Genomic DNA, 14,529 nt, shown 5'->3' on the forward strand with positions numbered 1-14,529 from the left:
TCGAACCCGGCTACTTGGCTGGGGCGCTCAGAAGATATCGCAAGCCATCGCCTTGCGCGGTGACGGAAACGCCACCCGGATTTCGCAGGCGCTCGGTCTTGTCCATCAGGATGCCCGTCGCAATGGGCGGGAAGGCGGTTGGGTGGGTTGCGATATAGGCGATGGCCGCCAGCGGGCCCGATTGTGATTTGATGTCGAGGAACCGCCGCAGCTCATATTTGCCGCGCACGTGCCGCTCGTGCCGACGCACAGCATCGGCGGCCTCAGGCGGCAATCTTGACGATGCCAGCAGCACGCGATCGGCCTCGTAGAGGCGACGAAGATCTTCGGTGCGGTGTCGACCGCTGAGCGAATTTCCGCGCACGACCGCCCCGTAGCCGCAGCTGTGGATCACCTTGTAGCGCGCGCCGAGCGCCAGCGCCCTGATGTAGAGGTCGTAATCCTCTCCAAGCCGCATCTCCTCGCGGTAACGCAGGCCGTGCTTGTCCAGGAAGGCGCGTCGCATGATCGGCTTAAGGAAGCCAATCTCGCCGCGCCGAACGCCACGCTTGGAAATGTTGCCGTCGACAAAGGTGGGCAGGTCGAGGAAGAGCGGGCTTGCGGCAAATTGCTGTAGGCGCTGGGGCGCCTGGCTTGCTGTATCGGCATCGACAAAGGCGATGTTGTCGGCAACGAACTCCCAGTCGTCCTCCACAAGCATCTGGCGAAAGCGGCCCTCGAAGAAGAAGTCGTCCGCATCGAGGATTGCGATCAGGGGTGCCGAAGAGATGTCGATGGCGTGGTTGCGGGCGGCAGAGGGGCCCTTGTTCTGATCGAATCTGACGACATTCAGCCTTCCGCTGGTGTCGTCCGCACGTCTCGCGGCCCCTGCCGTGCCGTCGCTGGAGCCGTCATCGACGACCACCACTTCGGTCACTTCGGGCTCCCGAAGCGCCGATCTCACGGCGGTTTCTATCGTGTCCGCCGCGTTCTTGGCTGCGATGATGACGCAAATGCTTGCCGTTTCTGCCACGCGTAGCCTCCGTTGTTTTCGCTCAACAACTAGGACGTCAAAGTGTGGCGGACAACGGGCGGCCGTTCAAATGATGTTACGGGGCGAGGATGCCTTCCATGCCGGACAGGCACGACCGCGGTACGAATTGCGATGCTTAGCGATTGAACGGCTCAGAGCCCTTGAAGGGCGACACAGGCATTTTTTCCGCTTCTTCGCGCTTTACGGCGGGGCGAATCGTGCGGCTCCTGGATTCCTTCCAGACAAGGTAAAGCACGCCGCCAAAGTAGCCGGCCTGAAGCAGGACGGCGCAAATTGCGGTCTTGATCGCGGTGCCAGCGAGGGAACCGCTCAGCCAATACGTCGCCACAGCAAATACGGCCAATGCGCCGAGCATGCTGAAGATAACGCGAGGTGCATACATCTGTTGCCTCCTCCATCGGAGCTTCTTCAACGAACAATTATCGAAGACGAAAGCGCCACCGGGATCCTTCCTAGGATAATGTTTTACAGGACTTCCTGTTTCAACTGAAGGTCTGGAGACGTTTTTTGCGCCTGCGAAATGCGTAGTACAGCGACGATCTTAAAGGTTTCTTCCGGCTATTGGTAAAAATGCCACGCGCTGTCACTCTTCGCGGGCTTTTGCGAAAGATGATTAAAGAAGATTACATCGATCTTTGGTTGCGCCTAATTTGGCAATACACGTAAGCATTAGTGCCACAATGTCGGTCACAACGGGTGCGTTGGAGGGGTTGTGCGTTCAACTTTTATTACAAAGTTTTTAATTTTAATCGGTTTGCTAGTGCAGTGCAAAACTGATGGTGCAATGCAATAGAGAACTCTTTCGACAAATAGAATCCATTGCTTTGCGAGAAGCCGCCAGTGCAAACCACCAATTGCTCCCACCATGCCGGAACGACCTAGACTTCAGTATCTTTGGCTCCGATAGCAACGGGCCAGACTTTTATTGGTACACGCATAGATTATTTCGAGATCGCCAGAGAATTGTATGACTATTTCAGCGGATTCTTAAAAACAAAAAATCTGAACGGCGGCCGGAAAAACACGTCGTAAAGCGTCAGTCGTAAAATTGTGGCTTAAAAAAACAAAATCACCTCATACACTTCGAATTCGTCAGGGCCAGCTAAGCGGCCTGAGCCTACCCGACCAAACGGCAAACATAAGTGGAGTTACCTCTATGAAGTCTGCGACGAGATCGGACAGTTCGCCATTTTATGGCGCAGTTCATCAGAGCGTGTTTCCGCCGACTGGCGGGATCGCAAAACGGGCATTCGATGTGTCCGCCGCCTGCCTCGGGCTCATCTTTCTGAGCCCGCTTTTTTTGATGGTGATGTTGCTTGTGAAGCTCTCCGACAGGGGGCCGATCTTCTACGGACATCGCCGCATCGGCCACAATGGCCAGGAGTTCCGTTGCCTGAAGTTTCGGACAATGGTCACCAATGGTGACAAGGTTCTGCAGGAGCACCTGCGAAACAATCCGAAGGCCATGGAAGAGTGGCGTGAAACGCGCAAGCTGCAGGATGACCCCCGGGTTACTGCCGTTGGTGCCGTTCTACGCAAATTGAGCCTTGATGAGCTGCCCCAGCTCTTCAATATCATCCGCGGCGAAATGAGCGTCGTCGGTCCGCGTCCCGTTGTTCGAGACGAACTCGAAAAATACGAGAATGCGGCCGTCTATTATCTGCAAGCTCGCCCTGGCCTGACAGGCCTCTGGCAGATCAGCGGACGCAATGACGTTTCTTACGCCACCCGCGTCGCCTTCGACACGCACTATGTCGAAAACTGGTCGCTGGTTCGGGATGTCGTGATCATCGCACGCACAATCCCGGCGGTATGCGCTCAACGCGGCAGCTACTAAGCCGCATCTCAAAACCCAAAACAGTACTGCGCGGCGACGCCTTGCGGCTTGTCGTGCTGAGACACGGGGAAGGTTCATGGAAAGACGCTTTCTTGACGGCAAGGCCGGACGATTTCGTTCGCTAAGGTCCGGTATTGTTGTCGCAGCCGGACTTGCTGCTTTATTGGCGTCCTCATCGCTTGCCAGTGCAGACGACTATCGTCTCGGAACGATGGACAAGCTGAGGATTCGGGTGGCCGAGTGGCAGACCGCGGATGGCAGCATCCGCGACTGGTCGGTTATCAGTGGGGACTATACGGTCGGGCCTTCAGGAAGCATTTCCCTGCCTTTCGTCGGTGACATGCCCGCATCAGGCAAGACGACGGATGCGATCGCCCAGGAGATCGGTTCGGCTCTGCAGAAGCAATTTGCTCTGAAAGACCGACCTTCTGCCTCGGTGGAACTGTCGGAATTCCGGCCGGTCTATCTCTCCGGTGACGTTGAAAAGCCCGGTGAATATCCGTTCGCGCCCAATCTCACGATCGTCAAGGCCGTGAGCCTCGCGGGTGGCCTGCGCCGCGCGGACGCCGGGCAACGCTTCGCCCGCGACTTCATCAACGCCAAGGGTGACGCGGTCGTCTACATGGCCGACCGTGCACGCCTGCTGGTGAAGCAGGCGCGGTTGCGCGCGGAGATCGCGAACCAGGATACGATCGAAATGCCGAAGGAGCTGCAAGACAAGCCGGAGGCGAAGCCCCTGCTTGACAGCGAAACGGCTCTCATGAACACGCGCAAGAAGCGGCTGACGCTGCAGCTTCAGGCTCTTGCTGACCTCAAGCAACTGCTGCAAAGCGAGGTCGAGACCCTCGCCAAAAAGAGCGAAACGCAGACTCGGCAATTGCAGCTTGCGACCGCGGACCGCGACAAGGTCGAGGATCTTGCGGAGAAGGGTCTGGCACTCAGCGCCCGCAAGATGGCCGCCGAGCAGCGCGCTGCCGATACCGAGGCGACGCTTCTCGATATCGACACAAATTCGCTGAAGGCCAAGCAGGATATTAGCAAGGCCGATCAGGACGAGATCACGCTTCGGAACGACTGGGATGCGCAGCTTGCCCAGGAACTTCAGAATGCCGAAGCTCAACTAGACGAACTCCATCTTAAGCTCGAAACCAGCAATTCGCTGATGGCGGAGGCATTGACGCAATCCACCGATGCCGCCCGTTTTGACACCAGCACCGGGGCTGCGAGCATCGCCTACTCGATCGTCCGCGATGTCGACGGCAAGGCGAAGGAGATTCCGGTTCAGGAAAATACGGCACTGCAGCCCGGCGACCTGATCAAGGTCACCGCCGGATTGGCAATGAGATAACGAGGCCGCAATGCGGATCGCAAAATCTGTGCTCATTCAGCCAGGCAGGAATGCGAATTTCGCCATCCCTGCCGTGGCGCTGTCACTTTTTTGCTTCGCCTACTCGATTAAGTTCGGGCAGGTGGCGATCCTGCTTTACTATGCGCTCTGGTTGCCGCTGATTGCCGTGGACTACAAGAAGGTGCTCGGCAGCCATGGTCGCTATCTCTGGATCTATGCCTTCGCAGCACTTGCCTTCCTGTCGGTCTTCTGGTCGGCGGTTCCGAGCATTTCGCTGCGTGCCAGCATCCAGTACCTGACTCAGGTCATCTGTGCCCTGATTGCAGTCCGCGTGGTGGACGTCAGAAGCCTGACGGTGGGCATGATCGCCGGTGTGGGGATCGTTCTCGTCTATTCGCTGCTGTTCGGCTACTACGAGTACGACCCGCTGGACGGCACCTTCAGTTTCGTTGGGGCCTTCGCCTCGAAGAACCAGCTTGGCTTCTATGCGTCGCTTGGGTTGATCGTTTCCTTCGCGGCCGTCTTTATCTTTGGTGAGAGACGCCTCTGGATGGCGGCGTCGGGAATAGTCGGGCTGCTATCGGCCTACTGCCTCATCGCCTGCCAGTCTGCGACGTCCGTTTTGACGACTGCCGTCGTGATTGCCCTCATGATGGGGCTGCGTGTCGTGCTCGCACTGACCCCCGACCACCGCAAGCTGCTGGTCGTCGGCGGTGGCGTCGCCGTCATCATTCTCGCCGTTGCTGGCGTCTATCTCGGCGCGGTCGATGCCGTTCTCGGCATCTTCGGCAAGGATTCCACGCTGACCGGGCGTACCTATCTCTGGCAGCAGGGGATCGAGGCGGCAAAGCAGAATCCGGTCTTCGGCATCGGCTACCAGGCCTATTGGGTTCAGGGCTTCTCGGAGCCGGAGCGCCTGTGGGAAGAGTTCTTCATCGGATCGCGGAGCGGCTTCCACTTCCACAACACCTACATCGAAACGGCCGTCGAGCTGGGCCTCGCGGGCGTGGTCGTTCTTGCAGGAATGCTGTTGCGGATTTTGTGGGGGCACTTGCGCCGCGTCATCGAGGATTTCAGGAACGACGAATCCTATCTGCTGTTCTCGATCGCCGTGCTGCTGACGATCCGCTCCTTCGTCGAGATCGATATTCTGACACCGTACAACGTCGGGACGTTTCTTTTCTATTTCGCCGCCGGAAAGCTGGCGACAGCGCGCCGCCAACCAGCGGTGAGCTCATGGCAACAGCACGCGTCGCCTGAGCCTCTCCCTCAATAATGTCATTGCATTTTCGACCGGGCTTGGTCTGGTTCTCCGAGGAAACGGATGAAGACACTTTACGGCATCCAATATCTGCGCGCCTTCGCGGCACTTGCCGTCGTGGTCTTCCACGCGGCCGAAAGAACCGGTGAGCATTTCGCCATTGGTGCCGCCGGCGTCGATGTTTTCTTCGTCATCAGCGGTTTCATCATGTGGGTCATCAGCGACCGCCGCCCAATGACGCCACAGGGGTTCCTGCTTGATCGCATTCGCCGCATTGCGCCTTCCTACTGGCTGGTCACGAGCGTGATGATCGCCGGCGCCCTCGTCGGTCTGTTTCCAAACCTGAAGCTGACCGGCGCCCATATCTTGTCCTCGCTTTTCTTCATTCCTGCCCACTCGCCGAGCACTGGCGAGATCTGGCCGGTCCTCGTCCAAGGCTGGACGCTGAATTTCGAGATGTTCTTCTACATACTGTTTGCCGGCGCGCTCTTCCTGCCGCGTCGCTGGAGACTGGTCTATCTGACGGCCATTTTCGGGAGCTTCTTCCTGATCGGCCTGGTGTTCAAGCCTGCATCGCCCGTGCTGAACACCTATACCCGGTCGATCATCCTCGAATTCCTCGGGGGAGTGCTGCTCGCCGAATTGTGGATCCGGCGCTGGATTGCAGGCACCAGTCTCGGCCTTGCATTCGTTGGCGCATCACTCGTCGGCTTCGCCATGATCTTTCTGATCGAAGCCGATTTCAATGAAACGATCTGTGGGCCGCTGGCCATCGCTTTGGTCTACGGCATGGTGTCGCTCGAGGCGGACGGCAGCATTGGCCGCGTACCGCTTCTCACCTATCTCGGCGATGCATCCTATTCGATATACCTCTGGCACACGCTGGCAATCTCCGTGATCGTCAAGGCTGCCGGGGCGGCCGGGCTGTCGGCAACGCCGACGATCGCAATTGCCGTCATTGGCGGCACGATCCTCGGAACGGCAGCCTATGAGTTTGTCGAAAAGCCGCTCCGGAAGATCCTTTCGTCAGACCTGTTCAAACCGAGCGCGGTCGAGCGGCGCCCTTCATGAAGAAGTCTCAGTGGCAGCCTCCTCGGCGGGCGGGGCGGGCTCGGCCTGCGCAACAGGCTTTCGCCGGCGCCCGCGCAACACGACGTAAAAGACGGGTGTCAGGAACAGGCCGAAAATCGTTACGCCGAGCATCCCTGAGAAAACGGCCGTTCCGAGCGATTGGCGCATTTCGGCGCCGGGGCCGGTGGCGATCATTAGCGGCACGACACCGAAGATGAACGCGAAGGCCGTCATCAGAATCGGCCGCAGCCGCAGGTGACTGGCCTCGATGGCGGCCTCGGTTGCCGACTTGCCTTCGTCCTGTGCCTGTCTCGCGAATTCCACGATCAGGATGGCGTTCTTGGCCGCCAGCCCGATCAGAACGATCAAGCCGATCTGCGTCAGGATGTTGTTGTCCATTCCGCGCAGATGGACCCCAAGCAAGGCTCCCAGGATCGCAAGGGGGACGATGAGGATGATGGCTAGCGGCAGAACCCAGCTTTCATATTGCGCCGACAGGGCCAGGAACACGAAGACCACCGACAGGGCGAAGATGTAGATTGCGGTATTGCCGGTGTTCCTCTCCTGGAAGGCGATTTCCGTCCACTCGAAGGTCGTTCCTGCCGGCAGGATCTGCTTGGCGAGGCCTTCCATCTTGTCGAGTGCGGTGCCCGTCGAAACGCCAGGGGCGGCATTACCCTGCACGGGGACGGACACATACATATTGTAATGCTGGACGAGGGATGGGCCGCTGGTATCACGGATGTCGACCAGCGTGCCAAGCGGGACGAGTGCACCCGTCGCAGATCTTACCTTGAGGGCGAGGATGTCGTCACGCTCGACGCGATACTGCTGGTCGGCTTGCGCGCGCACTTGGTAGACACGCCCGAAGGCATTGAAATCGTTGACATAGGATGTGCCGAGATTGATCGACAGCGTGTCGAATATGTTGGTGATCGGTACGTTCAGCGTGCGCGCCTTGTCGCGGTCGATTTCGAGGAAATATTGTGGACTGTTGGCGGAAAACGTCGTGAAGACACCCGTCAGACCCTCGGTCTGGTTCGCCATGCCCATCAGCTGATAGGCAACGCCGAGGACGCGGCGCATATCGGAGCTCTCGCGATCCATCAGCTGGATCTTGAAGCCGCCGGCATTGCCGATGCCGGAGATCGGCGGCGGCGGAATGGCGATGATGAAGGCTTCCTGGATCGCCTGCAGGCTCCCATAGAGCTGGCCGATGATCTTCGTGGCCGTCTCGCCATGCACCAAACGATTTTCGAAGGTGTCGAAGGCGGCAAAGACCACGCCGGCGTTAGAAGCGTTGGTAAACGTTGCGCCGCTGAAGCCCGAGAAGGCAACAGCATTCTTGACGCCAGGCGTGTTGCGGATGATCTCCGAAGCGCGCTCGACGACCGCGTCGGTGCGTGAAAGCGCTGCACCGTCAGGGAGTTGCACGACGACGATGGCGTACCCCTGGTCCATGACCGGGACGAAGCCGCCGGGAACGATCCTGCTCATATAGTATGTGGCGCCGAGCAGGCCGACAAAGATCAGCAGTGCGACGCAGAGTGCTGCGACTGTCTGCACCGTATGACGGACGATCCATGAATAGCCGGCACTGAGCCTGTCGAACCCATTGTTGAATCCATTCGCAAGCGCGCTTCCGAAACGCGCGATCGGATTGCGCCGCTTCTCGTGCTCCTCGTGTGGCTTGAGCACCAGTGCTGCGAGCGCTGGCGAGAGGGTCAGGGAATTCAATGCCGAGATCGCGGTTGCGACCGCGATCGTCACGGCGAACTGACGATAAAACTGGCCTGATATGCCGGGGATAAAGGCCGTTGGGACAAACACGGCGATCAGCACGAGAGAGATGGCGACGACTGCCGTTCCGACTTCGTTCATCGTCACATGCGCCGCCTCTCGCGGCGTCATTCCCTTTGCCAGGTTGCGCTCGACATTTTCGACCACGACGATGGCGTCGTCGACGACGATGCCGATCGCCAGTACGAGGCCAAACAGCGTCAACATGTTGAGCGAAAACCCGAAGGCAAGCAGAAACGCGAAGGTGCCGATCAGCGAGACCGGGATGGCAACGATGGGGATGATTGCCGTTCGCCACGACTGTAGGAAGATGAGAACCACGATGGCGACGAGGAGGGCGGCTTCAGCGATCGTCTTGTAGACCTCGTTGATCGACTCCGCGATGAATTCGGTCGGGTTGTAGACGATGTCGTAGCTAAGGCCCTGCGGGAAATCCTGGGCGACTGTGTCCATCGTCTTCTTGATTTCGGCCGCGGCTGCAAGCGCGTTGGTGCCGGGACGCGCGAAAATGCCGAGCGCGACCGCCGGCTTGCCGTTCAGATAGCTATTGGTGACATAGTCCTTGGCGCCGAGTTCGATGCGGGCGATATCCTGCAACTGGACGAGACGCCCCTCGGAGGTCGCTTTGACGATGACGTATCGGAACTGTCGGGCATCCGAAAAACGTCCTTGCGTCGTCACCGTATATTGGAAGGCGTTGGTGCCGGCGGCCGGCGGCCCGCCGATCGAGCCGCCGGAGACCTGCACATTTTGTTCGCGCAGCGCGTCGACGACATCGCTGGCGGTCATGCCATAAGCCGACAGTTTCTGCGGGTCGAGCCAGATGCGCAGCGAATACTCGCGTTCACCGAACAGGATGACGTCGCCAACGCCGTCAAGACGAACCAGGGTGTCGCGGATACGGGTGCGTGCGTAGTTGGAGACATAAAGTTGGTCGTATCGGGAATTCGGCGACAGCAGATGCACCACCATCATCAGGTCGGGCGAGCTTTTTGCCGTCGTGATGCCAATGCGCCGCACTTCTTCGGGAAGGCGTGGCTCGGCGATGGCAACGCGGTTCTGGACAAGCACTTGTGCCTTGTCGAGGTCCGTACCGAGCTTGAAAGTCACGGTCAGCGCCATGGAGCCATCGGCCGTCGAATAGGAAGACATGTAGAGCATGTCCTCGACGCCGTTGACCTCTTGCTCGATCGGCGTCGCCACGGTGTTGGCGATCGTCTCGGCGTCAGCGCCGGGATAGGAGGTGCGGATGACGATGGTCGGCGGTGCAATCTCCGGGTATTGCGCCACGGGCAACTGGAAATAGGCAATGCCGCCGACAATCAGCAGCACAATAGAGAGCACCGACGCGAAGATCGGGCGGTCGACGAAGAAGTGTGCAAATCTCATCGGCTGAGCTCCAGGCCGGCGGCTTCTGGCGCAATCTCCTCGCGGCTTTGCGGTAGCTCGACGACCTGCGGCGTGACCTTGGAGCCGGGGCGGGCTCGCAGCAGGCCATTGATGACGATCGTCTCGTTGCCGTCCATGCCCTCGCGGATGACGCGATAGCCGTAGAGGCGCGGGCCCGGGCGGACGGGCTTTGCAGTGACCATCCCATCCTCTCCAACGACATAGACGACGCGCTGGTTCTGGTCGGACCCGATTGCTTCGTCGGGGACAAGGATCGCCTTGTAAACATTTGATGCCTCGACAGAAACGCGACCGAACAGCCCCGGCTGGAGCACGTAGTTCGGATTGTCGAAGCGCGCGCGTATGCGCTTCGTGCCGGTCTCGCTGTCGATCCTGTTTTCAGCGAAGTCCAGCTTGCCCTTGAATGGCTTCTCGGTCGAATCCGTGATCCTGACCTCGACCTCCACGCCGCCACCGCCTTGCTGCAGATCGACCCCGCGGTCGCGGGCAGTCTGCGCGAAGTTGAGAAGGCGGCGTTCATCGACGTCGAAATAGAAGTCGATGGGATCCACCGAGACAATGGTCGTCAGAATCGATTGGTCAGCCTGAACAAGGTTGCCGACGGAGATCAGCCGGCGGTCGATGCGGCCGCTGATCGGCGCTGTGATCTTAGTATATTCGAGGTCGAGTGCCGCGCGATCGGCCGTTGCTTGCGCTCCACGGACGTTTGCCTGTGCCGAAACCCATTCGCGCCGGCGGTCGTCAAGGATCGATATCGACTGGCTACCACTCGTCGCAAGGCTCTCGGCCCGCTTGAATTGCGCTTCGGCATAGACGAGCGTCGACTTGGCCACCTCCAGTGCCGCATTCGCCTCGTTCAGGGCAGTGACGAATGGCCTCTGGTCGATGACGAAGAGCAGGTCACCCTGCTTGACGAGCGCGCCGTCGGTGAAGTGAACCTCCTGAAGGTAGCCGCCAATGCGCGAGCGCACCGATACCTGATCGACCGGCTCGAAGCGTCCAATGAACTCATCGTTGTCGACGACATCGCGCACGACAGGTTTGGCGACAGAGACGGGAGGGGGAGAGCCTGGCTGCTGCGCCACCGCCGAAGCGAACGGCAGGAAAGTCAGGGTGCCAATAGTCAGCAGTCGTCGAAGGGAGGAAGGCATGGCGGTTTCCTTATCCGGACGGCCGCAAACGCTGCCGTCGCTTATGCTGATGTGATGCGATTCATGTCTTGATGTCTCTGAACAAAGGCTCTGCCCTCATTCACCTATGCCATTGTAAATTCACGATCACCGCGTTCGGCCGCGTTCCGGCCCTACCATCGAGAAAAATGGGTCGGCCGCCGGTAACCCTCTGGATTTCTACTTTAAACGGCTGCCGCTCGAAATTGCAAATGCCACACGGTTGCAATTTGCGAAAGCCCTCAGAAATCTCTGCGCGTATTCTCATGCGGCATTTTGGCCGCAGATGCGGAATCTGGAGAAGCGCCTATTGTGCTATGCACACGCTTAATATATCTGAGCGTATTATAAGTGTGCTTATTAATTATCGGCACTGGCTTCCATGAACAGCAATCCTACCCTCGGCTTCCTATTGCACGACGTCGCACGGCTGCTTCGCAAGCGGTTTGAGCAGCGTGCGCGCTGCCTTGGGCTGACGCGGTCGCAGTGGCAGACCCTGGCTTATCTGCGCAGCAATGAGGGGATCCACCAGAGCGGACTTGCCGAGATCCTGGAAATCGAGCCGATCACGCTTGTCCGCATTCTCGACAAACTCGCCGATCGCGGTCTCATCGAGCGCCGGCAGCATCCGACCGATCGCCGTATCTGGCTTCTCTATGTGCGCGAGGAAGCCCATCCGCTTCTGGCCGAGATGCGCGAGCTTGGTGACCTGACACGCGGCGAGGCATTCGCCGGCATCCCTTCCGAGCAGCGCGATCAGCTGTTCGACATTCTAACCGAAATGAAGACGAACCTGGTGCAGGCCTGCCGATCCCCGGTAGCCGAGAATGAGACAAAACATGGCTGAGAAGTCCTCCCTGCGCGTCGTTACAGACGCAAATGCCAAGAACCCAGTTGAAGAAAAGGATGTTTCTCCTCGTGAGGAACCGGTAGCCGAGGCGCCTTCATCCAATTCAGCGCCCGCTACTGCTGTGGCTGCGCCTGGCGGCACTCAGGTCCGCCGCCGGCGCAGTCTCACGCGCCCCGTTCTGTTCACGCTGCTGCCCGTCGCGCTCGTCGTTGGCGGCTACTACTACGTCAATGGCGGACAGATCATGTCGACCGACAATGCCTATATCCAGGCTGACATGGTGGGGCTGACGACAGACGTTTCCGGTATCGTCGACCAGATTAACGTGCATGAGAACGAAGCCGTGAAGAAGGGCCAGGTGCTCTTCAGCCTGCGGCAGGATTCCTTCAAGATTGCTCTCGACGGTGCGGAGGCGCAGCTCGGCGCCGTCCGAAACCAGATCCTCAATCTGAAGGCTAGCTATCAGCAGTCGCTTGCCGAGATCACGCAGGCCGAAGCTGATATTCCGTACTATCAGACCGAATTCGACCGTCAGCAGAACTTGCTGAACAGCTCGGCCGCGACGCGCACTGCTTATGATCAGGCCAAGCACAATCTCGATGCGGGCCATCAGAAGGTCGCCGTCGCAAAGGCCGAAGCGGCAGCAACATTGGCCCAGCTCGGCGGCAATGCCGATCAGCCGGTTGAGCAGAACCCGCTCTATCTCGAAGCCAAGGCGAAGGTGGACGACGCACAGCGCGAACTCGACCACAGCGTCGTCAAGGCGCCGTTCCATGGTATCGTGACGAACGTCAACTCGCTGCAGCCGGGCTCCTACCTGCAGGCGTCCACGCAGGCCTTCTCGCTGGTTTCGGACAATAACCTCTGGATTTCCGCGAGCCCGAAGGAAACGGAACTGACCTATGTGAAGCCGGGCCAGCCGGTGACGATCTATGTCGACACCTATCCGGGCGTGGAGTGGAAGGGCAAGGTCGAGAGCATCAGCCCGGCCTCCGGCTCCAGCTTCTCGCTGCTGCCGGCGCAGAACACGACGGGCAACTGGGTCAAGGTCGTGCAGCGCATTCCGATGCGCGTCAGCATCGATCACGCGGCAGGCAAGCCGCCGCTTCGTGTCGGCATGAGCACGGTCGTCGATGTCGATACGGGCCGCGCCCGTGGCCTTCCGGATTTCGTTTCCAAGCTTTTGGGCCGCTCTGGCGGCAAGGACCATGAGTAACGCTGCATCATCACCGGCCACCCTGGTTGCCAACAGGGGCGCGATCACGGCTTGCGTCATCCTGGCAGTGATCATGCAGGCGCTGGACACGACGATCGCCAACGTCGCGCTGCCCTATATCCAGGGCAGCGTCTCGGCGAGCGCCGACCAGATCAACTGGGTCCTGACCTCCTACATCGTGGCGGCCGCGATCATGACGCCGCCATCAGGCTTTCTGGCCGCCAAGTTCGGTCGCAAACGGGTGCTTTTGGCGGCAATCGCCGGCTTCGTCGCGGCTTCCGTTCTTTGCGGCCTTGCGCAATCGCTGAACCAGATTGTTGCCTTCCGCCTGTTGCAGGGCCTGTTCGGCGCGTCTCTGGTTCCCCTCTCTCAGGGCATCCTCCTCGACATTTACACTGCTGAGGAGCGAGGCTCGGCCATGGCCTTATTTGGCGTCTCGGTCATGGTCGGGCCGGTCCTGGGACCCGTCATCGGCGGCTGGCTGACCGATAATATCAGCTGGCGTTGGGTGTTCTACATCAACGTGCCGATCGGCGCGCTGGCGTTTGCCGGCATCGTGATCTACGTCACGGAGACGAAGCTCGATGCGCTGGCGAAGCTCGACTGGTTCGGGTTCGGGATGATGAGTCTCGGCATCGCGTCGCTGCAGCTCTTTCTCGATCGCGGCGAACAGCTGAACTGGTTCGCGTCCGGCGAGATCATGATCGAGGCGATCGTCTGTGCCGCTGCCTTCTATCTGTTGATCGTGCATACGCTGACGGCCGAAAAGTCGTTCGTGAATCCGAAGCTGTTCCTCGATCGGAACTTCTCGGTGAGCATGCTCTTCATCTTCGTGATCGGCATCACCTACCTCGCCTCGCTGGCGCTGATGACGCCCTATCTGCAGACGCTGATGGGATATCCCGTCATCACCGCGGGCATCGTCATGGGGCCGCGTGGGCTCGGCACGATGCTTTGCATGTTTATCGTCGGCAAGCTGATCGGGAAAGTTGACTCGCGGCTGCTCTTGGTGACCGGACTCGGGCTGACGGCCTGGGCGATGTATGACATGACCGGTTGGACGCCCGATGTCTCGCAGTGGACGATCGTGTCCGTCGGCTTCATTCAGGGCGCCGGGCTCGGCTTCCTGTTCGTGCCGCTGACGACGATCGCCTTTTCGACGCTGCCCGCTCACATGCGCGGCGACGGCACCGGCCTCTACAACCTGTCGCGCAACATCGGCTCGAGCGTCGGCATTTCGATCGTTTCGGCGCTTCTCGTCGAGAACGCCCAGGTGAACCACGAGAGCATCGCTGCCTATGTGACGCCGTTCAACCGGGCCTTCGAGGCGACGGCGGCACAGGGGCTGAATCCGCTGACTGCGGCCGGTCGTGCGGCTCTCAACGAAGTGATCACCCTGCAGTCGACGATCATCGCCTATATAGACGACTTCAAGCTGCTGATGCTCATGTCGCTGGCGGTCATTCCGCTCGCGCTGCTGCTGCGCAAGCCGAAAGTGGCACCTGCCATGGATCACAGCGCCGTCATGGAATGA

The 14,529-nt window shown here is 59.5% G+C and carries 11 protein-coding genes; 7 read left to right on the forward strand and 4 right to left on the reverse strand.

Going from position 1 to position 14,529, the window contains the following annotated elements; all coding sequences use genetic code 11:
* Window positions 1-10: 10 nt before the first annotated feature.
* Both AC1DPR_RS15345 and AC1DPR_RS15350 read right to left on the reverse strand, forming a co-directional pair.
* Window positions 11-1,012, reverse strand: a complete 1,002-nt coding sequence (locus AC1DPR_RS15345) for a glycosyltransferase family 2 protein (RefSeq protein WP_113471287.1) — start codon at window positions 1,010-1,012, stop codon at window positions 11-13.
* Between the two features lie 136 nt (window positions 1,013-1,148).
* Entirely contained in the window at window positions 1,149-1,415 is a 267-nt protein-coding gene (locus tag AC1DPR_RS15350; protein WP_018117241.1) for an exopolysaccharide production repressor protein, read from the reverse strand.
* A 774-nt stretch (window positions 1,416-2,189) separates the two neighbouring features.
* On the opposite strand from AC1DPR_RS15350, the gene AC1DPR_RS15355 reads away from it, so the two are divergent.
* From AC1DPR_RS15355 to AC1DPR_RS15370, 4 genes are all read left to right on the forward strand, one after another.
* Window positions 2,190-2,870 (forward strand): sugar transferase, encoded by a 681-nt coding sequence (locus AC1DPR_RS15355; RefSeq protein WP_025660022.1) that lies wholly within the window; start codon window positions 2,190-2,192, stop codon window positions 2,868-2,870.
* Between the two features lie 76 nt (window positions 2,871-2,946).
* Window positions 2,947-4,218: a polysaccharide biosynthesis/export family protein gene (locus AC1DPR_RS15360; protein ID WP_477816615.1), complete on the forward strand. Its 1,272-nt coding sequence runs from the start codon at window positions 2,947-2,949 to the stop codon at window positions 4,216-4,218.
* A 10-nt stretch (window positions 4,219-4,228) separates the two neighbouring features.
* Entirely contained in the window at window positions 4,229-5,494 is a 1,266-nt protein-coding gene (locus AC1DPR_RS15365; RefSeq protein WP_018857339.1) for an O-antigen ligase family protein, read from the forward strand.
* 48 nt (window positions 5,495-5,542) lie between these two features.
* A complete protein-coding gene (locus tag AC1DPR_RS15370) occupies window positions 5,543-6,550 on the forward strand; it encodes an acyltransferase family protein (RefSeq protein ID WP_018857340.1) in 1,008 nt (335 codons plus the stop codon).
* On the opposite strand, the gene AC1DPR_RS15375 is transcribed toward AC1DPR_RS15370, so the two are convergent.
* Both AC1DPR_RS15375 and AC1DPR_RS15380 read right to left on the reverse strand, forming a co-directional pair.
* The gene (locus tag AC1DPR_RS15375; protein ID WP_477816616.1) at window positions 6,545-9,739 is read right to left on the reverse strand and encodes an efflux RND transporter permease subunit; all 3,195 of its coding nucleotides are present in this window, start codon (window positions 9,737-9,739) and stop codon (window positions 6,545-6,547) included. The genes AC1DPR_RS15370 and AC1DPR_RS15375 overlap by 6 nt on opposite strands.
* Window positions 9,736-10,911: an efflux RND transporter periplasmic adaptor subunit gene (locus AC1DPR_RS15380; protein WP_018857342.1), complete on the reverse strand. Its 1,176-nt coding sequence runs from the start codon at window positions 10,909-10,911 to the stop codon at window positions 9,736-9,738. The genes AC1DPR_RS15375 and AC1DPR_RS15380 overlap by 4 nt, the downstream gene beginning before the upstream one ends.
* Window positions 10,912-11,311: 400 nt before the next feature.
* Between AC1DPR_RS15380 and AC1DPR_RS15385 the strand changes: the two genes are divergently transcribed.
* Genes AC1DPR_RS15385 through AC1DPR_RS15395 form a run of 3 tightly spaced genes read left to right on the forward strand, consistent with a single transcriptional unit; the run spans window position 11,312 to window position 14,529 of the window.
* Complete coding sequence (locus AC1DPR_RS15385; protein ID WP_018857343.1) at window positions 11,312-11,776, forward strand: MarR family winged helix-turn-helix transcriptional regulator; 465 nt, start codon at window positions 11,312-11,314, stop codon at window positions 11,774-11,776.
* Window positions 11,769-12,995 carry an HlyD family secretion protein gene (locus tag AC1DPR_RS15390; protein WP_018857344.1) on the forward strand — a complete coding sequence of 409 codons (1,227 nt, stop codon included), beginning with the start codon at window positions 11,769-11,771 and terminating at the stop codon, window positions 12,993-12,995. The genes AC1DPR_RS15385 and AC1DPR_RS15390 overlap by 8 nt, the downstream gene beginning before the upstream one ends.
* Window positions 12,988-14,529 (forward strand): DHA2 family efflux MFS transporter permease subunit, encoded by a 1,542-nt coding sequence (locus AC1DPR_RS15395; protein ID WP_018857345.1) that lies wholly within the window; start codon window positions 12,988-12,990, stop codon window positions 14,527-14,529. The genes AC1DPR_RS15390 and AC1DPR_RS15395 overlap by 8 nt, the downstream gene beginning before the upstream one ends.

The sequence above is a fragment of the Rhizobium sp. 01T417 genome (genome assembly GCF_056398905.1).

What these genes read in the sequence shown, in the direction of transcription:
- AC1DPR_RS15390 (WP_018857344.1), top strand. Translation starts at nt 11,769, where the DNA reads ATGGCTGAGAAGTCCTCCCTGCGCGTCGTTACAGACGCAAATGCCAAG.
- AC1DPR_RS15350 (WP_018117241.1), bottom strand. Translation starts at nt 1,415, where the DNA reads ATGTATGCACCTCGCGTTATCTTCAGCATGCTCGGCGCATTGGCCGTA.
- AC1DPR_RS15375 (WP_477816616.1), bottom strand. Translation starts at nt 9,739, where the DNA reads ATGAGATTTGCACACTTCTTCGTCGACCGCCCGATCTTCGCGTCGGTG.
- AC1DPR_RS15380 (WP_018857342.1), bottom strand. Translation starts at nt 10,911, where the DNA reads ATGCCTTCCTCCCTTCGACGACTGCTGACTATTGGCACCCTGACTTTC.
- AC1DPR_RS15385 (WP_018857343.1), top strand. Translation starts at nt 11,312, where the DNA reads ATGAACAGCAATCCTACCCTCGGCTTCCTATTGCACGACGTCGCACGG.
- AC1DPR_RS15355 (WP_025660022.1), top strand. Translation starts at nt 2,190, where the DNA reads ATGAAGTCTGCGACGAGATCGGACAGTTCGCCATTTTATGGCGCAGTT.
- AC1DPR_RS15365 (WP_018857339.1), top strand. Translation starts at nt 4,229, where the DNA reads ATGCGGATCGCAAAATCTGTGCTCATTCAGCCAGGCAGGAATGCGAAT.
- AC1DPR_RS15360 (WP_477816615.1), top strand. Translation starts at nt 2,947, where the DNA reads ATGGAAAGACGCTTTCTTGACGGCAAGGCCGGACGATTTCGTTCGCTA.
- AC1DPR_RS15370 (WP_018857340.1), top strand. Translation starts at nt 5,543, where the DNA reads ATGAAGACACTTTACGGCATCCAATATCTGCGCGCCTTCGCGGCACTT.
- AC1DPR_RS15395 (WP_018857345.1), top strand. Translation starts at nt 12,988, where the DNA reads ATGAGTAACGCTGCATCATCACCGGCCACCCTGGTTGCCAACAGGGGC.